This is a genomic window from Steroidobacter flavus, from assembly GCF_042651805.1.
Taxonomy (GTDB): Bacteria; Pseudomonadota; Gammaproteobacteria; order Steroidobacterales; family Steroidobacteraceae; genus Steroidobacter; species Steroidobacter flavus.
Map to the genome: position 1 here is coordinate 684,129 of NZ_JBHSDU010000014.1, position 23,717 is coordinate 707,845.

General features: G+C 62.2%; 18 protein-coding genes. 5 read left to right on the top strand and 13 right to left on the bottom strand.

Annotation, left to right across the window (positions count from 1 at the left end):
- Positions 1-4 precede the first annotated feature (4 nt).
- The 3 genes from ACFPN2_RS25645 to ACFPN2_RS25655 all read right to left on the bottom strand — a co-directional run bounded on the left by ACFPN2_RS25645 (position 5) and on the right by ACFPN2_RS25655 (position 5,709).
- Complete coding sequence (locus ACFPN2_RS25645) at positions 5-2,554, bottom strand: SGNH/GDSL hydrolase family protein (RefSeq protein WP_380601927.1); 2,550 nt, start codon at positions 2,552-2,554, stop codon at positions 5-7.
- Positions 2,551-3,693 (bottom strand): acyl-CoA dehydrogenase family protein, encoded by a 1,143-nt coding sequence (locus ACFPN2_RS25650; RefSeq protein WP_380601929.1) that lies wholly within the window; start codon positions 3,691-3,693, stop codon positions 2,551-2,553. The genes ACFPN2_RS25645 and ACFPN2_RS25650 overlap by 4 nt, the downstream gene beginning before the upstream one ends.
- 294 nt (positions 3,694-3,987) lie before the next feature.
- Entirely contained in the window at positions 3,988-5,709 is a 1,722-nt protein-coding gene (locus ACFPN2_RS25655; protein ID WP_380601931.1) for a beta-propeller domain-containing protein, read from the bottom strand.
- 243 nt (positions 5,710-5,952) lie between these two features.
- Between ACFPN2_RS25655 and ACFPN2_RS25660 the strand changes: the two genes are divergently transcribed.
- From ACFPN2_RS25660 to ACFPN2_RS25675, 4 genes are read left to right on the top strand one after another with little or no spacing between them, the layout of a single operon-like run.
- On the top strand, positions 5,953-6,810 hold the full coding sequence (locus tag ACFPN2_RS25660) for a MipA/OmpV family protein (RefSeq protein WP_380601933.1): 858 nt from the start codon (positions 5,953-5,955) through the stop codon (positions 6,808-6,810).
- Positions 6,782-7,201: a DUF3019 domain-containing protein gene (locus ACFPN2_RS25665; RefSeq protein WP_380601935.1), complete on the top strand. Its 420-nt coding sequence runs from the start codon at positions 6,782-6,784 to the stop codon at positions 7,199-7,201. The genes ACFPN2_RS25660 and ACFPN2_RS25665 overlap by 29 nt, the downstream gene beginning before the upstream one ends.
- The gene (locus tag ACFPN2_RS25670) at positions 7,198-7,899 is read left to right on the top strand and encodes a response regulator transcription factor (protein WP_380601937.1); all 702 of its coding nucleotides are present in this window, start codon (positions 7,198-7,200) and stop codon (positions 7,897-7,899) included. Before ACFPN2_RS25665 ends, ACFPN2_RS25670 begins: the two co-directional genes overlap by 4 nt.
- A gap of 2 nt (positions 7,900-7,901) precedes the next feature.
- The gene (locus ACFPN2_RS25675) at positions 7,902-9,194 is read left to right on the top strand and encodes an ATP-binding protein (protein WP_380601939.1); all 1,293 of its coding nucleotides are present in this window, start codon (positions 7,902-7,904) and stop codon (positions 9,192-9,194) included.
- A gap of 55 nt (positions 9,195-9,249) precedes the next feature.
- On the opposite strand, the gene ACFPN2_RS25680 is transcribed toward ACFPN2_RS25675, so the two are convergent.
- The 10 genes from ACFPN2_RS25680 to ACFPN2_RS25725 are packed head-to-tail and all read right to left on the bottom strand — an operon-like array spanning position 9,250 to position 22,955.
- The gene (locus ACFPN2_RS25680) at positions 9,250-10,080 is read right to left on the bottom strand and encodes a formylglycine-generating enzyme family protein (RefSeq protein WP_380601941.1); all 831 of its coding nucleotides are present in this window, start codon (positions 10,078-10,080) and stop codon (positions 9,250-9,252) included.
- Complete coding sequence (locus ACFPN2_RS25685) at positions 10,077-12,632, bottom strand: CehA/McbA family metallohydrolase (protein ID WP_380601943.1); 2,556 nt, start codon at positions 12,630-12,632, stop codon at positions 10,077-10,079. Before ACFPN2_RS25685 ends, ACFPN2_RS25680 begins: the two co-directional genes overlap by 4 nt.
- A 15-nt stretch (positions 12,633-12,647) precedes the next feature.
- The gene (locus tag ACFPN2_RS25690; RefSeq protein WP_380601945.1) at positions 12,648-13,958 is read right to left on the bottom strand and encodes an alpha/beta hydrolase; all 1,311 of its coding nucleotides are present in this window, start codon (positions 13,956-13,958) and stop codon (positions 12,648-12,650) included.
- A gap of 46 nt (positions 13,959-14,004) precedes the next feature.
- Positions 14,005-14,769, bottom strand: a complete 765-nt coding sequence (locus ACFPN2_RS25695; protein ID WP_380601947.1) for an enoyl-CoA hydratase/isomerase family protein — start codon at positions 14,767-14,769, stop codon at positions 14,005-14,007.
- 2 nt (positions 14,770-14,771) lie between these two features.
- Positions 14,772-16,007 carry a CaiB/BaiF CoA transferase family protein gene (locus tag ACFPN2_RS25700; RefSeq protein ID WP_380601949.1) on the bottom strand — a complete coding sequence of 412 codons (1,236 nt, stop codon included), beginning with the start codon at positions 16,005-16,007 and terminating at the stop codon, positions 14,772-14,774.
- 8 nt (positions 16,008-16,015) lie between these two features.
- The gene (locus ACFPN2_RS25705) at positions 16,016-17,299 is read right to left on the bottom strand and encodes a hydroxymethylglutaryl-CoA reductase, degradative (RefSeq protein WP_380601951.1); all 1,284 of its coding nucleotides are present in this window, start codon (positions 17,297-17,299) and stop codon (positions 16,016-16,018) included.
- Positions 17,300-17,325: 26 nt separating this feature from the next.
- Positions 17,326-18,378 (bottom strand): iron-containing alcohol dehydrogenase, encoded by a 1,053-nt coding sequence (locus ACFPN2_RS25710; RefSeq protein ID WP_380601953.1) that lies wholly within the window; start codon positions 18,376-18,378, stop codon positions 17,326-17,328.
- Positions 18,368-19,987, bottom strand: coding sequence for an alpha/beta hydrolase fold domain-containing protein (locus ACFPN2_RS25715; RefSeq protein ID WP_380601955.1), 1,620 nt, complete (start codon positions 19,985-19,987; stop codon positions 18,368-18,370). The genes ACFPN2_RS25710 and ACFPN2_RS25715 overlap by 11 nt, the downstream gene beginning before the upstream one ends.
- Positions 19,988-20,007: 20 nt before the next feature.
- On the bottom strand, positions 20,008-21,438 hold the full coding sequence (locus ACFPN2_RS25720; protein ID WP_380601957.1) for an amidase family protein: 1,431 nt from the start codon (positions 21,436-21,438) through the stop codon (positions 20,008-20,010).
- Positions 21,438-22,955, bottom strand: coding sequence for an amino acid permease (locus ACFPN2_RS25725; protein ID WP_380601959.1), 1,518 nt, complete (start codon positions 22,953-22,955; stop codon positions 21,438-21,440). The genes ACFPN2_RS25720 and ACFPN2_RS25725 overlap by 1 nt, the downstream gene beginning before the upstream one ends.
- A gap of 243 nt (positions 22,956-23,198) precedes the next feature.
- Between ACFPN2_RS25725 and ACFPN2_RS25730 the strand changes: the two genes are divergently transcribed.
- Positions 23,199-23,717: an Lrp/AsnC family transcriptional regulator gene (locus ACFPN2_RS25730; RefSeq protein ID WP_380601961.1), complete on the top strand. Its 519-nt coding sequence runs from the start codon at positions 23,199-23,201 to the stop codon at positions 23,715-23,717.

Below are 23,717 nucleotides of genomic sequence, written 5' to 3' on the forward strand. Positions count from 1 at the left end.
CCTCCTACTTCTGAGTATTACTTTGCAGATTCGCTGGCGGCAGCGCGCGGATCAGCTGAGCGTAAAGCGCATCGGCGATCAACTGATGTCCCATCGCGTTCGGATGATCGTCCCACGGCGCCACTCTCAATGCGGCCCGATCCTGCGCTGGAAAGACGTCGAATAAATCGAAGACCAGATACTCCGCGCGGCGGATGGCTTCGATGTTTGGAATCTCAGCGGGCGCATCGTCGATGACGGCGTTGAGCGCCAACACCGCGGGCAACGCACCGTTGTCGCGCACCACCGTCGCAATCCGCTCCAATGCCCAATCGTTGACGTCATTGGAAACGCGCCGTACACGAGCCTCAAACTCGCCTTGTGGCATCCGCGGATTCAGCCCCGCGTTGCGCGCCAGAGCGCGACCCAACTCCGTGGGAACCGGCACCGATCCGCGGTCGACTCGATCGATTCCCGCGCGAGCCAGGATGGCGCGAAGATCGTCGGAGACCGGTATTCCTTTCCAAGTGATTTTCCCGAGGTAGCGCTCTGTCATCATGCGCCCCCGGTGATAGTGATTGACGATCACCATGTCGGGAGCGAACTGCAGCACCCGGTCCTCCAGCAGCGCCAGCTGCTGCGGCAACGTGAAGCCGTCCACAGCGAAATTCAAAATCTCGAAGTTGCGCTGAGTCGCACCGGCCCGCTCTTTGTTGAGGCGCTGCTCGATCAGATGCTCGAACGTCTCGCCGTCGGCGACGCCGTTGCCCATGACGTGAGAGGGGCCGAGAAGTGCAATTCGATAAGTGCCCGCAGGCTTCTGCAGCGAATACTCCCGGTCCCGCATCCCGAACGTATTCGTAGTAAACGGTTTACCGTTCCACACCAGATCGAGCGACGGATAAAGATCGCGTTCGATGCGATCCTCACGATTGCGAATGATCCCCGCCTCCGCCGGCGCGAGCCATTCCGACGGATCGTCAGCAGCAGCCAGCGCGGCATTGATCTGTCCGCGTACGTCCAGTTGCTCGTAGTAACCCCGGTGATGTTTCGCGGCATCCTGCACGTTCAAGCCGGTGTTACGCAGCGATGCCATCGCGTTGCCCCAGGGCTGCGGCCCTAGATCGCGAATCGCGGGCAAGGAGATCAACAACAGAAACATCAGCGACGCCATGCTTCGCACCCAGGGCTGTCGCCATCGCGAGCTGGAAGTTCGCTTGCTGGCCTCCCAATCGAAGCCACCGAGGATCAGGATGACGCCGAATATCCCCAGCAGCAGCGCAATGCCCTTGACGTCGACCTCGCCGGCACTGGCCAGCATCCAGATCCATTGGCCGACGGATTCGGTGCTCCACAACGACCACAGCAGACAGAACAGAAAGAACGTCGTAGCAGCCCGCACTCCCATCTTGAAATCCCATCCGGCCGCGCGGCGCTTCAAAGCTTTCGTCGCGCGCAGTTCCTTCAGTGCGCCGCGCACGACGAGAGCGCCGAGGACTCCCCAGAACAATGCATCGGGCAACGTCAGCGGAAATCCGCCGCGTAACCAGAACCATTGATAGGAATGCAGCAACCAGGTGGTCACGAAGACCGCTGCGGTCGAGATGCCCACGGCCATGGCCGGACCGAAACGCTTCACCCGGAAATACAGGGGATAGAAGACAGTCTTCATCATGAAGTCCGTCCAATAGATATTGATTCTGCGCCATAGCTCGGTGAAGCCGTGCGCCAGATAATAAAGCTTGTGCGTCTCGGGCAAGCGAAAGCCGAACAGATGCAACAAGCCCACGATCAGATGAAACTGACCCGACACCTTGAGATAGAGCAGAAAGGTCCCGAGCATGAGCTGCACGAGATCCGATAGACGCGTCACGTCCGCCGGGTCGGTGAGCAAATTGTGATAAACGAACCGGTACAGGACGAGGTGCACCAGGCCGCGGGCGATCCACAGAATTCCCTGCTCGTAGATCGCGGTCTCGTCAGTATCGAAGTGCGTGCGCCGGAAGGCCTGGTAATCGACGACGGGGTAGAGCGGAAAGGCGACATTCGGCAGCATGAAGAAATAAGCCAGGGAGGACCACCAGGTCCGCTCGCCCTGATCGTTCTTCATCGCTCGCGCGTACAGGATCAAGCGGAACATGAACATCGAGCCCAGGATCGGCCAGATCGCCGCGGTCCAGGGAGAGCCGATCGTGCCCATGCGCAGCGCCGCCAGCCCCGCCCCGACCAGGATGAGCAAAGCGATCCTCAGTCGTAACGCGATCGGCAGATGACAAATACCGATGAGCGTGAGCCCAAGCGCGATCAGCCACGCGCCATCGGCCAGGCCGAAGACGACAAAGATCGCCGCGAGCGACACACAAGTGAACAACGGCAGTCGGTACTGAACTGGCAGCGCAATGCTGATCAGAAATCCAGCGCTCGTCAGCCAAAGAACGTTCCTGAAGGGCGCGCCTTCGAGTTGATAGACGTGCGCGATGAGAACTATCAGCGCCAGTTGAGCGATGATGGGCCAATGACGCAAGTAAGCACTCACGCCGCCAGGTAGCACCGCGACCGCTGCTTCCGTTCTCATAGCCCCAGTCCCCGAGCGATGATGTTCCGCTGAATTTCCGACGTCCCTGAGTACAGCGTGCTGCCCACCGAATCGCGCAGGTCGCGCTCGATCTGCATTTCCGTCATGTAGCCGTAGCCGCCGAACACTTGCACGGCATCCAGACAGGATTTGACGAAGCACTCCGAGACATGGAGCTTCGCCAGCGCGGCTTCGACCGTGGCATCCTGATTGGCATCTTTGAGCGCGCCGATCCGATACACCAGCGGACGGCAGGTCTCGAGGCGCACGTTCATATCCACGATCCGGTTCGCGACCGACTGATATTTGCCGATAGGCTTGCCGAACTGCTTGCGCGTCCTGGCGTACGCAATGCATTCGTCCAGTTGCCGCCGCATGACCCCGAGGCAACTGGCCAGGATGCAGCCGCGCTCCCATTCCATCGAGCATTCGAAGATCGGCACGCCCCTGCCCTCACGCCCGAGCCGTTGCCCGACCGGAACGCGACAGCCATCGAACACCACTTGAGCCATCGGCGAAGTCCGCAATCCCATCTTGTCGAGCGTGCGATCGACGATCAGTCCCGGCGTGTCTCGCTCGACGATGAAAGCCGTGATGCCGGTGGCGCCGAGCGCGGGGTTGACGGTGGCGTATGCAACGAAGAGATCGGCGACCGGTGCGTTGGTAACAAACGTCTTGGTGCCGTTCAGAATGTAGTAGTCGCCTTCCCGCCGCGCTCGCGTACGCATGCTGAAGATGTCCGATCCCGCATCCGGCTCCGACGCCGCATTCGCACCGATCAACGACCCGTCGCACAGTGACTTGAGAAACCGGCGCTGTTGCGATTCATCGCCGTACCGCAGGATGGGAATCGAGTTGGTCCACAGGTGGGCATTCAGAGAAAACAGCAACCCCTGGTCTCGCAGGCCACGACCCAGTCCTTCCATCACCGCCAGTAGATCAGAAAGGCCCAGCCCCAGCCCCCCGTGCTCTTGTGGAATCGGCATGCCGAGCACGCCGAACTCCGCGCAACGCTGCCAGCCGCTGCGATCGAACGTCGCGCTGCGATCCCGCTCCACCATATCCACGGGCATGCGCTGCGCGAATTCAAACGCGGCTTCTTGAAGTCTGAGTTGCTCGGCCGATAGCAGACCGTTCATCACGCTCCCTGTTTTTTTATTTGTTGGGGCCAGGCTCGTTAGCAGATCCCCTTATGCACTAAGCGAGCCCATCTGCAATCACCGCAGCGTGCTCAAGAGATTAGAACGAAGCGGCACAACGCGCGGCATCGCCACATGTAAACATCGTCAACACTCCTGTGTGCCGATATTTCCAAATGTTTCTTTTCGGGAGGGCAACGTGCCCTGCCAGGCAATCGTGACGAACTCGACGATGTCGGCAAAAACCACGGCGCCCGATGACACTGGGCGCGGGTACAAAGAACCGGGGCGGTTCTAGAGTCGATCCCAGAGGGTGCCGATGAACCTGTCGCCGTTCCCGACGAACGTGCTCGCCAGGGTCAGGCGCGGTGTGGCGGCGGTCAGGTCATCGATTTCCAATAGATGAATGCCGCCTCTGGACCCGCTGTCGAACAGATCGATCGGCAGCGCAATCCGATAACGATTTGTTGGTTCGGTCGGCAACAGCGGCTGGTGGGTTACTTCGCCCGACTGCCCAAACACTTGCGCGCCGAGCGATCGTGGCTGAGCGAGGTCAGTTACATCGAAGAGCTCGACCTTGATCCCGGTGCGAACCTTCCGCGCAGACAGCAACAATTGAGCGCCCGTCGGCCCGATCATGGAGTGCAGATAAGTCGATAGACCGGGAATGTCCAAGTCGCCCGCAATGAACGGATCCACCGGCCGGCTCAAGTCGATGGCATGGAGCGGGTCGGAAACGTTGGCGGTCACGACGTATGCGCGCTCGCCAAAGAAACGCACGGCGTGGACCTCCTCACCTGGCTTGCCGATCGGCAGCCGAGCCATCAACGCGAGCCGTCGATCCGGCGTTTCGCGCAGCACCGACAGGCTATACACATCGGAACGGCTCGTGACGATACGCAAATCGCCACGGAACTCATCCATGAAGCAGGAAGTATTCAGCCAATTCATCCTGCCGCTGACTGTGCCGCTCGCGCGATAGGTGATATCGCCCCGGTTGAGTCCGAACTTGTGTAGCACGGTCGTGACTGTGCCGTCCGCGGCGTAGCCCTCGCCGCCCACATACAAACTGTCGAGCGAAACGTAAACGCCGTTGACGTTGGTGCTGAGGTAGTTGACGTCGGTCACCCGCCGCGCGTTCAGGTCGATAGCAGTGATGACCACCAGATCGGCGTACGCATCCCGCGACGACAGATTGGCGGGCAACACACAGTCACGTGTCGTAACGAGCGGCACCCTGACTCCGCCGTCGACGCTGTAACAAGGCAGCAGATCCGCCGCGGACGCTCCGAGGATGCGCCTTTCATTCGCTTCTCTGGTGGCCAGAGCGTCCGCCGGCAACTTCAATCCCGACAGCCGCGGTCGATAGCTGCTGACGAGGTACAACATGTCGCCCATCTTGCGACTGGCCCGTAGCCAACCGTCGAGCTCGATCTTCCAGGCTTGCGAAACATTGCAAGGATCGCGCACGTCGAGCAATTGCAGGACCGTGCGATCGGGCGATTGCAACCAATCCTGATAGCTCTGGCTGACCGCCACGACATATTCCGTGTTACCGCCGGGAGCTCGCACTTGATACAGCAGCGGCAGCGAGCTGCGCTCCCCCTCCAGCGCGAACTCGGACGTGACTTGAATCCCGGCGTTCTCCAGATTCGTGCTGGCGACCTTCAGGACATTGCGGATCAGCCCACCAGGCTGCGGCCGGGCAACGAGGGCATAAATGTGCTCGCCGTCGTATTTGACGAGATCCGCCTCATCCACGCCTGCCACGTGTACGGCGGCGCTGGAATACCCGCCACGGAATCCCGCGAGTCCATCGATGAGAGCGATCTCAGGCGCGCCGCCCAGCGACATCCGAATGCCGTTGCGCAAGGCTCCCAATACCTGCTCGCCCTTCGTCGCATATTGCAAGCCTCCCTCGGTCGATAGCGCCAGCCGCCGATCGGAGTAGTCGGTGTCCAGCGACTGCTCGTCGGAGGCCAGCAGCAGCGCGGTGTTTTTCGCGGATGAGCTCATCCACTGTTCTCCGGATCGGTGGGTCGTCGGCCCCGGCATACTAGAAAGCGGGGGCTGGCGAATCCGTCGCGGATTTGTAAAGGTTGTCAGTGGCGCGTACAGATGGCACGCTGTGTTAACAGAGCAGGAACACAACGTACATTTGCGTAACAAATCGCCACTAAAGCTTCACAGCTGACCGCGTGTGCACTGGGGACAATGCTTCTCCAGCGCGGCCCGACCGCACGCACGCAGAACACGCCAATGCCTACGAAACTGCGCACACTCGCCCTGCTTATGCTCCTCGCGGCCTGCCTGCCGCTGAGTGCCGGCGCGCAAGGGAAATGCAAGGCTGTTTCACCCGATTGCGTGATCGTCGGCGAGTGGGATTTGAGCGTCGGTCTCGGCGTGGGCGTGCGGACCAACCCCGTCGCCGGTCGTTCCGACATTCCGCTCTACGTCATTCCTCAGTTCAGTTATTACGGCAAGCGCTTCTTCATCGACAACCTGGAACCGGGCTTTACCTTGCACGACGGCGACGTGCACACCTTCAACGTGGTGGCCGCCCCGGGCTACGACCGGGTATTTTTCAGTCGTAGCGATCCGCAGAACCTGCTGGTCAACAGCCTGGCGTCGGCGCCAGGCACAGGCGGCGGAAACAGTATCGACTTCGGAGATGATCGCGGCATTCAGGAATTTGTCACTCACCGTCGCCGCACGACTTATCTCGCCGGTCCCGAGTGGCTGTTCTCCTATGGCCGGTTCGCAGGACAGCTCAGCGCCTTGTATGAAGTGACGGGGCGGCACGATGGCTACGAGGTCCGTGGCGCGATCTCCACGCCGCTGATCCAGACTGAAAACTCCCTGGTCGCGAACGCCGGCTTTACCTGGAAGAGCGCGGCAACAGTGCGCTACTACTATGGCGTCGAAGGCTTCTATCGACCGAGTGCGGCGCTCAATCCCTTCGTCAAAGTCGCTTACTCACGCGTGCTGTCCGAGCGCTGGACGCTCAATGCTTTCGTTCATTATGAATATCTCAGCAATGAGATTGCCGACAGTCCGATCGTGTCCGATCCATCCGTGGTGACTGCGTTTGTGGGTTTCAACTTCAAAGTTTTTTAGCGCGACGCTGCTGTATGGCCTGCTCATCGCAGCCCCGGCAGATGCCGCGCCTGAGGCCGGGCAGCCGCCGATCGAGCTCCGGCTGCGCCCGCGTGTCTGCACGATCGCCGACACCGACGCGACTTGTGACACCACTGTCCGTGCGCAGTGGCGCTCGCCCAAGAACGAATCGCTGTGCCTCGTGATCGTCAATCAACCTCACATCAAGCGCTGCTGGGAGCAGCACTCCGAAGGGACCTACAGCGTGGAAGTGTCTTTCAGCGAGGATCTCGTGGTCCAGCTGCGCGACACCGAGCTCGATCGCGTGCTGGCTTCGCAAGCGATCGCCGTCATTCGCAAGGCGCTGCAGTTTCGACGCAAGCGCCGGCAACCGTGGAGCATTTTCTATTGAGCGCCGAACCCTCCCCGCCCGTCATCCTGCTCGTCGAAGATGACCCGCGGCTGTCGGAACTGGTGCGCACGTATCTGCAGGGCAATGGCTTTCGCGTGATCGTGGAGCATCGCGGCGAGCTGGTGGTCGGGCACCTTCAGCAGGACAAGCCCGATCTGATCATTCTCGACCTGGGCTTGCCGGGTCGCGACGGCTTTTCCGTCTGCAAGGAAGTGCGGAGCCTGTCGACGCTGCCCATTCTGATTCTCACCGCGCGCAACAACGATATCGATCATGTCGTCGGCCTGGAGCTCGGCGCCGACGATTACGTCGCCAAGCCGGTCGAGCCTCGGGTGCTGGTGGCACGCATTCACGCGCTGTTACGTCGTAGCAAGGGCAATCAACAGCCCGAGCCGCGCCTGCTGAAGTTCGGCAACGTTTCCATCAATCCTCTGTCCCGCTCGGTGTTCGTCGGGCCGGACGAAGTCACGCTCTCCAGCAACGAGTTCGATCTGTTGTTCTATCTGGCGTGTCGCGCAGGTGAGATTCAGTCGCGCGAGACGTTGTATCAACAGCTCTACAAGCGTGACTACGACGGGCTCGACCGCACGCTCGATGTGCGTGTCTCGCATCTACGCAAGAAGCTGAGCGATGCCGGCGCGCCGGAAAGAATCCGAACGGTTTGGGGACACGGCTACCTGTTCGCGTCCGAGGGCTGAGCGTGGCCCGCCACTTTCTGCAGCTTTACTTTGGCATCGTCGCAACGTTTGCCATCGTCAGTTGGGGCCAGGACCGGTTGTGGCATCTATATGCGGATGCCGCGCGGCCGGACAGCTATCCGTCGCAAACCGCGGTGCTGACCCTCGTCGAACGACAGCTCACATCGATGCCGCAGGATCGCTGGCCCGCGGCGGTCGCGGAGCTCGCCCGCAGCACGGGGCTGGATCTGGAGCTGATGGAGCCCGGAGAATTGGCCGGCATCGAGGCAGCAGGGCCGGAACAAGACGAGCCCGCCCTGTGGACCGACGCGGATGATCGCGTCTGGGCCTTACAGCGACTCGCCAACAGCGATCGCCTGCTCGCGTTTCGATTCGTGGATGAAACATCGCAGCGGACGCCGCTGGAATGGCTGCTGGTCATCATTTTCTATGCCGCCATCGCGCTCGTCATCATGCTGTGGCTGTGGCCGCTCCGGCGCGACCTGCGGGCGCTCGAGCACTCGACGCTGCGCTTCGGGGATCGCAACTGGAGTTTCGACGCCGGGATCTCGCCACGCTCGCCGGTCGCTTCGCTCGCCGCCGCGTTCGGCCGCATGGCGCGCCGGATCGACGGACTGATCGGCTCGCACAAGGACATGGCGAATGCGATGTCGCACGAGATCAAAACACCGCTCGCGCGCATGCGCTTCGAAATCGAGCTGGCCCGCTCCGCCGAGACACGCGAAGCCCTCATGCAACATCTCGATCACTTGAACACCGATATTGCCGAGCTGAATGCATTCGTCACCGCGACTCTGGAATATGCGGTGCTCGAGCGAGCGGAGGTCGCGTTGAACATCGGCCAGCACGATTTCACGCTGGTCGTCCCGGCAGTGACCGAGTCCGTCAAGCGCGGCGTTCGCGACGATCTGGTGTTGAGCTACGACGTCGCCGACGACACCCACTGCGTGCTGTGCGACGCCCATCTCATCGAAACGGTATTACGCAATCTGCTGTACAACGCCACTCGCTACGCGAAGCAACGAGTTCATGTGAGCTTTCGAGTTGCAGCCGACAGCTATCAGCTCCATGTCGAGGATGACGGTCCCGGCATTCCCGCGGCGGACCGCGAGCGCGTCTTCGGCTCGTTCGTGCAACTTGACGGGCGGAACACTTCGCACACCGGCTTCGGCCTCGGGCTGGCCATCGTCAAGCGCGCCATCGAATGGCACGGCGGCGCCGCCCGCGTCGACGGCTCACCACTCGGCGGCGCCCGGTTCATGGTCGAGTGGCCGGTGAAAGCGACCGGCGCCTGAGCGCTGCAGTCTCTCGGTACCGTCGAGAGTTTCCGGAGCCGGAGAGCCGCGTTCCTTATGGCATCGCTCGGACGACGCGGAATCCCAGCGTGTTATTCCGTCGGGCCGAATCGTCGCCGCCGTAGCGCTGCGCCGAGCGCACCGCTTCCGGCTTGTTGTACCAGCCGCCGCCCCGATCGATACGCCGGGCACAGTCGCCCGTCACCCAGGCGCGACCGTCCGCAGGCGCGCCTTCGTACGACGGGTTGTAACAATCTTCCACCCACTCCCAAACATTGCCGACGGTGTCGTACAAGCCATATCCGTTCGGTTTAAAGCTGCCCACCGGCGATGTTTTCGCATAGCCATCGTTGCAATCGTGCCGTGGCCAATCCGGGTGCTCCTGCTTCACTGACTCATCGCCCACGTTGGCGAAGTCACAAGCGCGCTTCGAGTCCTCGCCCCAGAACCACGGCGTCGTCGAGCCGCCGCGCGCTGCGTATTCCCACTCGGCCTCGCTCGGCACGCGATACTGTTTGCCGGTCTTCTTCGTCAGCCACTTGGCATAGCCCTGCGCCATCTCGAAGTTGACATTGAGCACCGGGCGACGGCCGCGACCCCACCCTTCATCTCCAACGGCTTCACATGCTTTGGCTTTCACACAAGCATCCCATTCGTCGAATGTGACTTCGTATTTGCCAATCGCGAACGGCTTGGCGAACGTGACGGTGTGCCACGGGCCTTCGTCAGTGAGACGACCTTGCTCGCGCTCGGACGAGCCCATCTGAAACTTGCCGGCGGGCACGACGACCATCTCGGGACACTCGGCGCAATCCCGAATTGCAGGCGCATCCGTCCACCCGACGACAGGAGCAAACATCAGGCAGCCCAACCAAAACCTTCTCATCGCTCCACCCCTCCAGCCGTCGCCTCATCACGAAACTTTCGATACACCGCGCGTGCCTCGTCGAACTGCGCATAGACGTGATCCTTCTCACGCTGCGAGCGCCAGCCCGGCCACGCCTCCGCCATCTGTTGCAGCTTGTCGATCCACTTCAGACAGTAGTCCGCGGCGGCCGCGTTGCGCACGGGCTGATCGCCGACCGTCACCCACACGGGATTGGTGAAAGCCTGGGCGAATTCGGCGTCGAGTGGGTAGCGCTCTTTGGGATTTCCTTCCGCGCGCAGGTGATACCAGCCGCTGCGTGCGACCTTGAGCTTCTTACTCAACTGCGCGCTCTTGCGATCCGCCGACAGCGGAATCTTTTCGATGACTTCGCCGTTCGACACGAGCGCCACGCTCTCGAGTGGCGTGATCGACTGCACGCGGGCCTCGACGCTGACCTCGCCACCGGCCGCCGGCAGCTTGATCTCGTTGCCGGGGATTTGCCCGTTGACCGTGAGCTCGACCAGCGGCCCGGTCGTTACAAACGCATGGCCCTTGCGCAAACCTTCGAACCAGGCGTCGGCATCGAGCCCGCGATCGCCCGTGTGCACATACGTCCGCGCCGAGCCCACCACCTTGGAAATTTGCATACTGCTGATCGAGTCCTCGCCACCGACCGCTGTCACGCGCAATCCATTGTTGAGCGTCGCATACCACGGAAAGAAACTGCCCAAGCCGGGGTAAGACCATTCGAGCGCATCGGTCGTGCCGAGCGCGGCATCGACGATATAACCTTTGCCGCCGCCGAGCGTGCCGGCCAGCGGATCTTTGCTACCGAACGCGTGCACGTATCCAACGGTCGCACCCTGCGCCTTCGCCTTGCGCAGCATGTCCGTGTTGCTCGGATACAAGCTCTCGATGGCAGTTCCTTCGTAGCCCGTCGTGAACGGACTGATCAAATGATCGCGCAGCTGGAACATGAAGACGTGCCCGTAGAACGCCGGCCGATATTCCTGGCCCACGATCAGCAGCCGCTCCGGCGTCGAGATCGGGTGCGGCTTGCCACCGGGAATGAACAGGTCGTAATCGAGAATACGATTGTCCTTGTTCGCGACCTGCTCGTTGACCATGTCCTGATCTTCGGCGGCCGACATCATCATCAGGTTCGCGGGCGTGTTGTGCAGATTGCCGGCGTAGTTCATGTGAACGTGCGTCGAGCCGTTGTACCAGCCGCGCGCCGACAGATCGGTCAGCGGCTGCAGCTTCAGTTCGATCTCCGCGACCTTGCCGGCGCGGGCCAGCACAGTTGTCTTCACTGGCGTGTATTCGAAACCTTTGACGGCCTCGAGGGTCACGGGCCCCACGGGAACCTGGACTCGAAACGTGCCGGTCTGATGAAAGACGCGATCACCCTCACCCGTGACGCGAGCGTACGCATCTTCCGGCGCGTACATCTTTCCATCCGACGCGGTGAGATGAATGCGCGAAGCGGTCGGTCGACCGGTCGTTGCGTCAATCGTTTTAACTGACACGACCGACATCGGCCGCAGCCATCGACGCTCGCCGATGTGGATCTTCTTGAGCGTGCCGCCGTAAGTCTCCAGCAACTGCAGCTGCGGCAGACCTTCTTCGTTCGAGATGAAGGCAATCCACTCGCCATCGGGCGACCAGCGCGGATGGAAGGCGTCGTGCCGGAAGAATGTCAGCTTGTATGGTTCGCCACCCGAGGTCGGCTGCACATACAGATTGTTGAACTGATCGGCGGCGCCGCGCGTCGACGAATAGACGAATCGCTTGCCGTCGATAGAAACGTCCGGCCTCGCGCGGAACAGCGATTGCTCCGCAAGCACAGTGGTCGCCCGTTCGATGCCGTTCGCCACCGCCGGAACTCGCAGCACGTTGCCTGATCCCAGCGGCACGTTGCGATTGGAAACGAGCAGCAGCTCTTTCCCGTCAGGCATCCAGGCAGGCGTGATGTGCAGGTCCATCGGCCCGAAGTAGAGCCGGTCCCGGCCGAAGTCGTTGTCGCGCGTGACGGCGATCTCTTCGCCCGCAAACCGCCCATCCTTCAACGCGCGGATGTACACGTTGAATGCGCCCTTCGGCTTGGTCGAGACATAGGCGAGGCGAGTGCCATCGGGTGAGAACGCGGGGTCCATGTAGACCTGATTGTCTGAGGTCAGCGCCCAACGCTTACCCGTTTGGACCTCGACGATCTCCAGCTGAATCGTCTGGCCGCCATCGTCGGCGACGTACGCGATCCAGCGTCCATCGGGCGACCACGCCGGCATCGAATGATATTTGCGAGAGTAAGTGAGCTCACGCGCGGCACCCGAGTTTGGATCGACGATCCAGATGGAACCGCTCATCGCCACGGCGATCTTCGACCCATCGGGCGACCAGGCCGGGGCCCAGGGCGTCGAGCTCGGTGCCGGACCAAAGTAATAGTTGTGCGTGTAGAAGCCGCCCTGCGTCGACGCCGGGTAAGAAACATTCTGGCCGATGCTCTGGACGCTCGCCAGCAGCAACCCCGCAGCCACCAGGCTGACCATTCGTGAACCGAGATGTTTCATGCGTGGCGCGATCGTTCAGTGTTGATGGGACTCGCCCACCCATCGCTGCAAACGCGTCGGCTCGTGGCGCTCGAGGGCGGGATGGCGCTCGATCGCGCGGTCGATATTCTCAACTTTGCCATCGCGTACGTGCGCATCCAGGAAAGCCAGGACAACATCGCCGATCGCAGACAGCGCCTCATCGCCAGCGATGTCGCCCACGCGCTCTACTCGCTTCGGTCCCTCCAGCAACGCCACGAGATCGGTGAACCCCATGTGACGGATGCCCTCCAGACGAACGCGCAATACATCGCGATCCTGGCCCGTTTTATTCCAGGACTCGTACGCGAGATCGTTCGGGCTGAAGTCCGCGTCGCGAGGCTGGCCATCGAACAAGCTGTAGCGCGCCCAGTCGCTCAACAGCAGCAGGAAAGGTCGCCCGACCGGCCGATCGAACAAATCCGGATCGAAATTCTGACCGTCGAGATTGACCGCCGCACGACAGGCATCGACCAGCTTGCAGGTCGTGCCCGAAGTCGCGCCGCCGAATGACATGCCGGCGAAAGCAAGGCGACTTCGGTCGGCGGCGGTCAACACGCCGCGCAATTTCTGAGGCTCTTTCTTGTCGACGATGGCCTTGGCAACCGCCAGCGTATCGTCGCGCCATTCGGCGAAGGAACGGCCCAGCCGGGTCGCAGGAAACGACTCCGCGTAGACCGGCAACGCGTCGCGGACTGTTGTGAGATCCTTCCCTCCCGACAACGCTTTCAACGCGTCGGCAAATCTCGGATCGTCTCCCAAGCCCGCGAGCTTGGTCGCGGCGACACTGCCATCCTCCAGACGCACGTCCGCGACGTCCCCTGGATGTGCAATCGACACCACGATGTAACCATGACTCGCGAGGCGCGAGGCGAGCACGCTGTTCTGCTCTGGATACAAAAAGAAACCGTGGCTGAACACCACGACCGGAAATCCCTGTGACTGCCGCGCCGGCGTCGCGCCCGGTCGCACATTCATTCGCGTGACGGTCAACGCGTGCAGGTCTTCGACGGCATATTTGAAATTCCGAGCGATGGCCGGCAGGGTGATGGTAGCCGCATCGCCTTCCATGTACGCGGCGCCACCGACAGCGCGCCCCTTCGCCGGATACCAAACAATCGCCGGCAATCGTCTCGGCCCGCTGGCCGGATCGGCGGCATCGAGTCGTCGCGACAAGTCGACGAACTCGGACCGGACCACGCCGACGTCGTACTTGCCATCCGTCATCGGCAGAGCCGACGCCGAGGCCGGAGCGGACGCGAATGCGGCCCAGGCCGCAACGATCATGCAGACGAACGATTGCCCCATGCTCAAACACCTTTATCGATGCCAGTCCGCGGTCACCGCGCTGGCGTCAGTAATGCTCGACCTTCTTGCCTTCCGCGAAGGCCGCCAGGCCTCGTTTGGCATCGGCACTCGTGAACGCCAGTTGCCCAAGCACAGCCTCGCGACGAAACGCTTCCTCGAGCGGCAGATCGCTCAGTTCCCGCACCGCTCGTTTGGTGACCTGGAGTGCCGTGGGACTCAAGCGCACGAGGCGCTCGGCCCACTCAGTTGCGGTCTGCGACAGCTGCTCGGGCGCGACGACTCGATTGAGTACGCCGACCCGTAACAAATGTTCGCTGCTGAAGCGATCCGCCGTCATCAGGATCTCCATCGCCGCGGCGTAGCCGATCTGCCGGACCAGGCGCACGAGCGTGCCGCCCGCGGGCACGATCCCCAACGAGACTTCGGGCAGGCTGAATACTGCCGTGCTGGATGCGATACGCAAGTCTGTCGCGAGCATGATCTCGAATCCAGCCCCCATGCACAGCCCGTTGATGGCGCAAACGATGGGCTTGTCGAGGTTCAAGCCCTTCAGATGCGCCGCGTCCCACGCGGAGATGTCGATCTCATTGCGCGCCAGGGCGGGAATGGCTTCCTTCAAATCGGCGCCAGCACAGAACGCACGCTCGCCCGCACCCGTGAGGATCACCGCGCGAACGCGATCGTCCTCACCGGCTGCCTTGAATGCAGCGCCCAGCTCGTCGTACATGGCCAGCGTCATCGCATTGAGCTTGGCCGGCCGATTGAAGGTGATGCGGGCGATGCCGTCCTGGACGTCATAAGCGATGGACATGGTCAGATCACCTTGCTCTCGCGCAGCGACTCGAACGACTGGCGGTCGAGGCCGAGCCAGTCCAGAAAGACGGCTTCGTTGTGCTCCCCGATCAACGGGACTTTCGGCTCAGCCCCAGCGGATGCTCCAGACAAGTGAACCGCGGAGCCGAAGACTTTCACCTTGGCATCTCCATAGGCGACGTCGACGAGCATGTCCCGCGCCAGCATGTGCGGATCCTCGACGACTTCCGCGATGTTCTTGATCGGGCTCAAGGGGAAGCGGTCGGAGGCGATGGCCTCGAGCTGTTGTTTGGTCTTGTCGGCGAACCAGCCGCGCACGATCGGTTCGACACGGCGCGCGTACACCGCTTGATCGAAGCGCTTCTCCATGGTGTCGATCTCGGGATCGGTCGCGAACTGCGGCGTGCCGAACGCGGCACAGGATTCTTGCCAGAACTTGTCGGTGTAGCCGCCGAAGAACACATGACCGTCCTTGCACTCGTAACGTCCATACGGCCGCACGAACGGATGATCGTTGCCCAGCGGCTGCGCGATCTTTCCCTGGGTCGTGAAATTCACAACGGCGTTTTCGGTGAGCGTGAACACAGCGTCCTGCTGTGACACATCCACGAGCCGGCCCACGCCCTTGCTTTCAGCTTCGCGCAACGCTGCGACGGTACCGAGAGCGGCATACAACGACGCGGCGAGATCGCCGATGATCGTACCAACCCGCTGCGGCTCACCCGGCGTGCCGTTCATCGACCACAGTCCTCCGCTCGCTTGAGCGGAGTTGTCGTAAGCAGGACGCGCCGAGTTGGGGCCGCTTTGTCCGAAGCCGCTGATGCCTGTGTAGATCAGCCGAGGATTGACCTTCCGCAGCTCCTCGAAATCCAGACGTAGCTTGCGCATCGTGCCCGGTCGGAAATTCTCGACCACGACATGGGCCTTGCGAACCATGTCCAGAAACAACTCGCGCCCCTTGGCCGATTTCAGATCCAGCGTCACGCCCAGCTTGTGTCGATTGTATTGAGCGAAGAATCCGCTGAGCCGTTCCGCGCCCTGCTCCACCATCGGTGGAAACGTTCGCACGTAGTCAGGGTCCTGCGGATTCTCGATCTTGATTACGGTGGCGCCGAGGTCGGCCAGCATCATCGTGCAGTATGGGCCCGCGACGACGCGCGTCAGGTCCAATACCAACACGCCATGCAACGGCCCCACCGCGGGAGCTGTCGGCACTTCGTTTGCTGAAGCAGCCATGGCGAACCTCACTTACGCGATTGAGCAAGCAACTCGACGGCCAGATCCATACGAACGTCGCGCAACTCGACCATGCGCTTGACGACCAGATCCACTTCAGCGCCGACAGCACCGGCCGCCACCGCGATATTGCGGGCGTGAAGCGCCATATGCCCACGCTGAATGCCTTCGGTGGCGAGTGCGCGCATGGCGCCCATGTTCTGTGCGAGACCGACGGCCACGATGATCTCAGCGAGCTCTTGAGCCGACGTCACCTGCAGGATTCTCAAGGCCGCTCGCGCCAGCGGATGCGTCTTGGTCGCGCCGCCGACCAGCCCCACCGGCATCGGCATTTCAATCGTGCCGATCAGATCTCCGTTGTTGGCGCGCTCCCAGGTGGTCAACGAGGTGTAGTGACCGCTGCGCGCCGCATACGCATGCGCGCCCGCCTCGACCGCACGCCAATCGTTGCCCGTGGCAACGACGATGGGATCGATGCCGTTCATGATTCCTTTGTTATGAGTCGCGGCCCGATAAGGATCGACCGCGGCGAACGTATAGGCATCGAGCATTCCTTCGATCACACGCTCACCGGAATATTCCGAGGTCGCGAGCACCGACGGCGTCACACGCAGGCTCGCTCTCGCCAGACGCAGGTCCGCGAGGTTGGAAAGAATGCGGAGTCGGACCGAGCCGCCGGTGATGCCTTCAATCTTCGTTGCCACGGCCTCGGCCATGGTGTTCACCGTGTTGGCGCCCATGGCATCGCGAACGTCGACGATCAGGTGAGCGACGACCATGGGACCGCGAGGCGTGTCGGGGAACACATGCACCTCGATGTCTCGACAGCCGCCGCCCAACCCGACCAGTACCTTGTCACGACCGTTCGCCACCTCGATCAACTCGGAGCGCGCCCGCAGAATGGCCTGACGTGCACCGTAGGGATCGGACACGCCGATGACCTGAATCTGAGAGCGCATCAGCGGCGGCGTGCTCGATGTGAAAAAGCCGCCCGACTCACGCACCAGCTTCGCCATGAACGACGCGGCCGCGACGATCGACGGCTCTTCCACCACCATCGGCACGATGACGTCTTTGCCGTTGACCCGGAAATTACTGGCCACCGCGAGCGGCAGCTCGAAGGTGCCGATCACGTTCTCGATCATTCCGTCCGCCGCGGCGCTTGGCAGTGCGCCCGGCTTGGCCAGCAGCTCCACGTCGGCGGCCGCGACGATACCCGCGTCAGCGAGCGAGCGCAGACGCTGCGCGGGAGTCAGCGAGCGGAAGTTCGGAAGGCGTGAATCGAGTGTCATGGGCGTCTCGTCGGTATTAGTAGCAATCAATAAGCAGAACGAAATAGATCTCGAAAGTCCTGCTCGCTGGTGAGACGCGGATTGCAGGAGCTGTGGTCCGAAGCAAAGCTGCGTCGTGCCAGTTCGTCGAGCTGATCTTTATCGACACCGACATCGCGCAAGCGCGGCGGAATGCCAAGATCGCTGCAAAGTGCGCGCAGCCCATGAATGGCCTGCGCCCCACCCTGCGCTTCGCGTCGACCGCTGCCGTCGATACCCAAGACCGCAGCGATCCGGGCATATCGCTCGGGGCTCGCGGGGGCGTTGAACGCGGCGGCATGCGGCAAACAAACAGCGCTGGCCAGTCCATGCGGCACTGGAAACAACGAGCTCACCGACGTCGCCATACAATTCACATTGCCTAGCCCGGTGACGCCGAACGACATCGCGGCCATCGACGAGCCGCACAACATATCCAGCGCGGCCGATTCATTGTTTCGATCCGCGACGAAGGCACGAATGCTGCCGGCGATCAGCGTCATCGCATGCAGGTTCATCGCGTCGGAAAAGACCGTGGCTCGCCGGGACAAATAAGATTCGAATGCATGAACGAAGGCGTCGATGCCGGCATACGCCGCGTCATGCGCCGGCATGGCACTGACAGTGAGCGGATCCAGAATCGTAATGGCCGAGTCGCCCGCCACTGCCGCTCCAGTGCCAGCCGTCGTCGGGATCGAGATCAGCGGCAATGACGACATCAGCAGATCGACCGACTTCGCGACCTCGATGGTGCTGTCTCCACCGAGGGCTACGATTCCTTCAGCTCGCTGCTCACGACTCAGCTCGAACGCAGCCCGCACGGTGCTGTCGTTCGGGTGAGCATCGATATCGCTGAACACAGCCGTCGCAACGTCGCTCTGCGCCAGGAGATTCGTTACCTTCCGATGGATGGCGCTATCGGCCAGCGCGGGATCGAGCAGCACCAGCAAACGTTTGGACGCATGCTCACGAACCAGATCGGCAAGCTGCTCGTGAGCGCCGACGCCGAAGATGAGCTTCGTCGGACACTGGAACGAGGCAATGCCGGCCTCAGGCCACATGGACGCGGGCACCTCGCTCACGCAGTAGCACCGAGCGCAGGAACGCAACGCCGTCGTCAACCGCTTCGTTGGCAACGCGCGAGACGGCGACCGCCTCAATAAAGCTGTGTGGCGCGCCCGGGTACACCTTCGCCTGAACCTGCACGCCGGCTTCGAGCAATCGACCCGCCATATGCAAATTCTGTTCGGCCAGGATGTCGCACTCGGCAATCACCAGAAACACCGGCGGCAATCCCTGCAACGGCGCATACGCGGTGGCTACATACGGATCGCGCCGGTCGCCGAGGTGACCGATGTAGTTGTCCCAGAACGTGTCGACCTCGTTGGCGGTCAGCATGTCCTGCTCGGTGCCATAACGTTGCCGGGAGGCTGGCGAACAATCCGGCGTTGAGCCGCCGTAAATGCTCAGCACGGCTTTCACCAGATTCGGATGACCGGCGTCTCGCAAGCGAAGCGCAGCGCCCATCGAAAGATTGCCACCCGCGGAGTCGCCACCGAGCGCAATCCGCTCGCCGTCCAGCCCGTGCGCGCGGCCCTGCTCGTGCAACCAGTGCACGACGGCGATCACTTGATTCAATGCCGTCGGATAGCGAACTTCGGGCGACAGATCGTAGTCGACACCCACCACCGCCATGCCGCCACGGTGTGCGAACTCGCGCATCACTCGGTCGTGCGTGTTCACACTGAACAACGACCAGCCGCCGCCATGCATGAAAACAAACGTCGGCTTGCTGTGACCCGGCGACGGATCATAGATACGCAGGCGGACCGGGCCGGCTTTGGTCTCGGCGACGATATTGCGAGTGTCGGCGATCACCGGGCCGCCTTTGGTCCAGGGCGCACGGGTCAGCTCACAAATCTCGCGACGCTCCGGCCAACTCAGATCGCGGCCGGCCGTCAGCTCTCGTCCCTTGGCGATGACGTTGTCGATGAAACGTTTGATTTCCGGATCGAGCGCACGCGGCGGCGGCTGACTCGGCGCCAATGCCTGCGCCGGTCGGGATTCGCCGAAGCGGCGCATCCATTTGGTCAACGACGCCTGATCCTTGATGTCCAATGCACGCAGGATGTCGGCAAACACTTCGTCGCGCTCGTCCTGGCCGAGCTTGAAGCAGCTGCGAACGGCCAGAATCTTTGCCTCGAAACCAATGATGCCGGTCACGAGCTTTTCGTAACGCGCGCCCATCTCCTGCGGCTGCCAGGCCGCCGGACGGTTCGTTTCCATTTGCTTCACCAGCCCCGACAGCAGGCGATCCGCATCCGCCCGCGTGTCGCAAAACTGGAGATCGACATCGAACATCGCGCTCGCGTAATTCCACGTCGGGCCCCAGGTGCGATCGCTCACCCACGACGGCGAAATGTAACCGTGCGGTCCGATCAGCAATACCGTGGCGCGCGAGTTAGCAGCGAGCGCCGCCACTTGCGGATTGCGACGGGCGAAATGACCCAACAAAGTTCGCGGCGTGCCATCGGCATCGCACACGAGTTGCACCGGCAGCGGCGTTGCATGCTGTGCCCCCGGCTCGCCTGAAACGATCCATGCCAGAGGTTGCTCCTGAACCAGGGCACGAAGGTCGTCGGCGGTACGAGGTTCGAATCGGTTGCTCATGAAAATCGTCGACTGAAAACTTAGAAATGGAGAGTGGCGATGCTGTGCTTGGGCCAGCGCTCAGCCCAGGGCAATGCGGCTTCGAGCTCGAACGCCAGTGCCAGCAACGTGTCTTCCTGCCCGCGATCGGCGGCAAACATGCTGCCGATGGGCAACCCCTCGCTGCTCTGGAACAGCGGCAACGAAATGGCCGGCGTGCCCGCCATGTTCTGCAGCGGCGTGTACGCAACCCAGTCGAACATGGTCGACATCAACTGCTCCGTGGGCACGGTCGGTCCATAGGTGCCGAGCAGCGGCGGCGGCGCGTTCGTCACGGGAGACAACACGACGTCGAAACGCGAGAAGAAATCGTTGAGCTGAACAGGCAACCGCACGATCTGTTGGTACGCGCGCTCCAGTGCCGACATCGGCAACTGTTCAGCACGCTTACCCAATCCGATAGTCCATGGCTCGATAGCATCTTCCAACCGACCGCCGCCCAGCAGCGTACGAGTCGCATCGACACAATCTGCCGCCAGGTGCGACCAGAGATCTTCGAAGGAGTCGAGGAATGCGTGACCGTCGAAGGGCCAGGTGGTCCGCTCGATCTTGTGTCCAAGTTTTGCGCAAAGGTCCGCCGTAGATGTGATGGCACGCGCAACGTCGGCATGCGGCACGTTTCCTCGCAATCCACGTTCGATCACTGCGATGCGCAGCCGCCGCGACGACGGGCCCGTCACAACCGAACGTTTGGAATCGAGATGAGCAGCAGCGAATCCCCACGCGACGTCACGAACGCTGCGTGAGTGCAAACTGTCCGCGACCAGCAAATCTTCGACGAGGTGACGTGCGCGCACACGGACGGTGCTGTCACGCCCGGGTTTCAACCCAACCACGCCACAACACGATGAGGGCAAGCGAATCGAACCGCCGCCATCGCTGCCGTGTGCCAGCGGTACGAGTCCAGCGGAGATGGCCGCGACAGCGCCACCGCTCGAGCCGCCCGGTGAATGTGCGAGCGACCACGGATTACGCGTCGTCGGACCCGCCAGCGGTTCAGTCGATCCCAACAATCCAAACTCCGGCATCGACGACTTGCCCAGCGCAACCAACCCGGCCTGCTGCAAGCGTTGTACGTAGGGATAGCCGTGTTGAATGGCTTTGCGACTGCGACTGCGCGAGCACGAAGTCGTCGGCATGCCTGGATAGTCGAGCGAATCTTTCGGCAGCCACGGCACACCTCGCATCGTGCCGCCGCTTTCGCGGAGGGCTCGAGCTTCAGCGCGTGCCAACGCGGGATCGTAATGACTCAAGGCGCGCACCGTTGGATCGAGAGCGTCGATGCGCAGGATGGCCGCCTCCGTCAGTGCTTCGACCGGCAGCTCGCCATCGCGGACGAGTCGTGCCTGGTCGTGCGCATCCAGCTTTCCGAGCGCCAGCGCCTCGGACAATGAAACTTCGCGAATCGTCATCAGTTCAAACTTCCTGAAAGCTCGACGGGCGCCGTCGTCTGCAGACTCTGCGCACGGGGCTTGCCGTACAGCATGTAAATCGCCAGGCCGACCGCGAGATAGGTCAGCAACAGGCAGGCGGGCAACCATTCGCCGTGACGGATCTGATTCACCAGATCCAGCAGCACGGGCAAGGTCATCAGGAAGCTGACGACGATGGCGAGCACCGGCACCGTGCCGAACCAGATGCCATTGATCCAGACGCCGCCCAGCGGCACGCGGAAGCGCCCTTGTTTTTCCGGCTCGCGACTACGCAGGTCGATCAGTGCGGCCGCCACCATCGCGAAGGTGAGCGACACGCCCAACGAAATCATGTCGGCCAGCACCGAGATCGGCAGCAGCGCGGCACCGAGTCCCGCGAGGCTGGCCAAGGTGAGATTCGCTTTCCACAGACTGTTGCGCTTCGGATGGACCACCGAAAACAATCGCGGCAGATAGCCGTCGTTGGACATCGCGTAACAGACCCGCGAATGACCAAACGCATTCGCCAGCAGCACCGAGCCCAGGCCGGCCAGCGCACCGATCTTGATCAGCGTGGCGATCACGGGCCAACCGATGCGATCGACCGCCAGCGCGATGGGATCGGCGACGCCGAGCTCGCGGAACGGCACCAACCCGGTCAGCACCGTCGCGACCGACACATATAACAACGCGCAGATCGCCAACGACCCGAGAATGCCCACCGGCACGTCACGATGCGGATTGCGCGTCTCCGCGGCGGCCGTCGACACCGTTTCGAAACCCAGGAAGGCGAAGAACAACAGCGAGGCGGCCCGCGCGATCCCTTCCCAGCCATACGTGAATCCGCCTTCGTTGGCAGGAATGTACGGCTGCCAGTTGGTCGGATCGACCGCGTGCGCGCCGGCCAGCACGAAGCCGACCAGCACGAGCACCTTGATCACCACCAGCACGGAATTGACGAGCGCGGACTTCGAGATGCCGAGCGCGAGAATGATGCCGGCACCGAGACACGCCGCAGCCGCGACCAGGTTCACGCTGTGGCCGATGCCGAATTGAAAGCCAACGCCGTCCACCAGCTTCGCAGTCACCAGCGAGGTCGACACGCTCGCCGGCACATGAATGCCGAAGTCGGCGAGCAGGCTCACCAGATAACCGCCGAAGCCCAGGCCGAGCATGGACGCGGCAATGTTGTACTCGAGGAACAGCAGCCAGCCGAGCGCCCAACCCGGCAGCGCGCCGAACGTGCGTCGGGTGTAGGTGTAAGAGGACCCTGACTCCGGCAGCCGCGACGCCAACTCGGCGTAGCACAGCCCCACCAGCAGGCAGGCAAAGCCAGCGAGCAGGAACGAAATCGTGACGGCCGGCCCGGCGAAAGAAGCCGCCGCGGTCCCCGTCATCACGAAGACGCCGGCGCCGAGGATGTTGGCGACTCCCAGCACGAGCAGCCCCGCCCAACCGAGCGAGGGACGCAGCGACGCTGCGGATGGCGAGTCGGGAGGAGTCCCTGGTTGTGTCATTACTTCGGCCAGAACGTTGCTGTGGCGTGACGCGTGCGAGTAAATATGGATATAGTCGGCGTCAACGTCCAGCCATCAGCCACGGCGTGAGGCAGGTGCACAGCCCTTGATGTGCAAGGCTTTTTCTCTTGGACCACGCAACAATCGGCGCGGCGGGCCGGCAAAAGACGCAGATCCTTACCGGCAGGTCCGGGAGATTGACAGGATCGACGCCCGCCCCGCCCGCTCTATCAGGTACGTGCCATGACCGCCCCGCACGAAAAGAAAGACACCCCGGCGAGTTTCGAAGAGGTGGATCAGATCGACCTCCGCATCATGGAGGTCCTGCAGAAGGACGCCCGGATCACCAACCAGGCGCTGGCCGATCGGGTTGCCTTGTCACCGAGCGCCTGTCTGCGACGGGTGCGCGACCTCGAAACCCGGGGCCTGATCAGCGCGTACCGTGCGCAGATTCAGGTCGACAAGATGCGCAGCGTGACCGTCGTAATGGCGCACATCACGTTCTCGCAGCACACGATCAAGAACCTGCACGACTTCGACGAGTGCATCGAGACCATCCCGGAAATCGTCGAGTCCTACCGGGTCAGCGGCAACGTCGACTACATCCTGCGCGTGGTCGTGCCCGACATGCATGCCTGGAAAAGAATCATGACCATCCTGGTGAACGGCGGCTTCGGCGTGGAGAAGATCGTCTCGCACTTCCTGATGGATCAGATCAAGACGTTCAAGGGCTACAAGCTGATCCAGAAACCGGGCGACTGA

Bases quoted from the DNA above. Each gene is read 5' to 3' on its own strand.
- ACFPN2_RS25685 (WP_380601943.1), bottom strand. From the start codon at position 12,632: ATGAAACATCTCGGTTCACGAATGGTCAGCCTGGTGGCTGCGGGGTTG.
- ACFPN2_RS25730 (WP_380601961.1), top strand. From the start codon at position 23,199: ATGACCGCCCCGCACGAAAAGAAAGACACCCCGGCGAGTTTCGAAGAG.
- ACFPN2_RS25700 (WP_380601949.1), bottom strand. From the start codon at position 16,007: ATGGCTGCTTCAGCAAACGAAGTGCCGACAGCTCCCGCGGTGGGGCCG.
- ACFPN2_RS25650 (WP_380601929.1), bottom strand. From the start codon at position 3,693: ATGAACGGTCTGCTATCGGCCGAGCAACTCAGACTTCAAGAAGCCGCG.
- ACFPN2_RS25660 (WP_380601933.1), top strand. From the start codon at position 5,953: ATGCCTACGAAACTGCGCACACTCGCCCTGCTTATGCTCCTCGCGGCC.
- ACFPN2_RS25720 (WP_380601957.1), bottom strand. From the start codon at position 21,438: ATGACGATTCGCGAAGTTTCATTGTCCGAGGCGCTGGCGCTCGGAAAG.
- ACFPN2_RS25725 (WP_380601959.1), bottom strand. From the start codon at position 22,955: ATGACACAACCAGGGACTCCTCCCGACTCGCCATCCGCAGCGTCGCTG.
- ACFPN2_RS25715 (WP_380601955.1), bottom strand. From the start codon at position 19,987: ATGAGCAACCGATTCGAACCTCGTACCGCCGACGACCTTCGTGCCCTG.
- ACFPN2_RS25655 (WP_380601931.1), bottom strand. From the start codon at position 5,709: ATGAGCTCATCCGCGAAAAACACCGCGCTGCTGCTGGCCTCCGACGAG.
- ACFPN2_RS25680 (WP_380601941.1), bottom strand. From the start codon at position 10,080: ATGAGAAGGTTTTGGTTGGGCTGCCTGATGTTTGCTCCTGTCGTCGGG.
- ACFPN2_RS25710 (WP_380601953.1), bottom strand. From the start codon at position 18,378: ATGTGGCCTGAGGCCGGCATTGCCTCGTTCCAGTGTCCGACGAAGCTC.
- ACFPN2_RS25645 (WP_380601927.1), bottom strand. From the start codon at position 2,554: ATGAGAACGGAAGCAGCGGTCGCGGTGCTACCTGGCGGCGTGAGTGCT.
- ACFPN2_RS25690 (WP_380601945.1), bottom strand. From the start codon at position 13,958: ATGGGGCAATCGTTCGTCTGCATGATCGTTGCGGCCTGGGCCGCATTC.
- ACFPN2_RS25695 (WP_380601947.1), bottom strand. From the start codon at position 14,769: ATGTCCATCGCTTATGACGTCCAGGACGGCATCGCCCGCATCACCTTC.
- ACFPN2_RS25705 (WP_380601951.1), bottom strand. From the start codon at position 17,299: ATGACACTCGATTCACGCCTTCCGAACTTCCGCTCGCTGACTCCCGCG.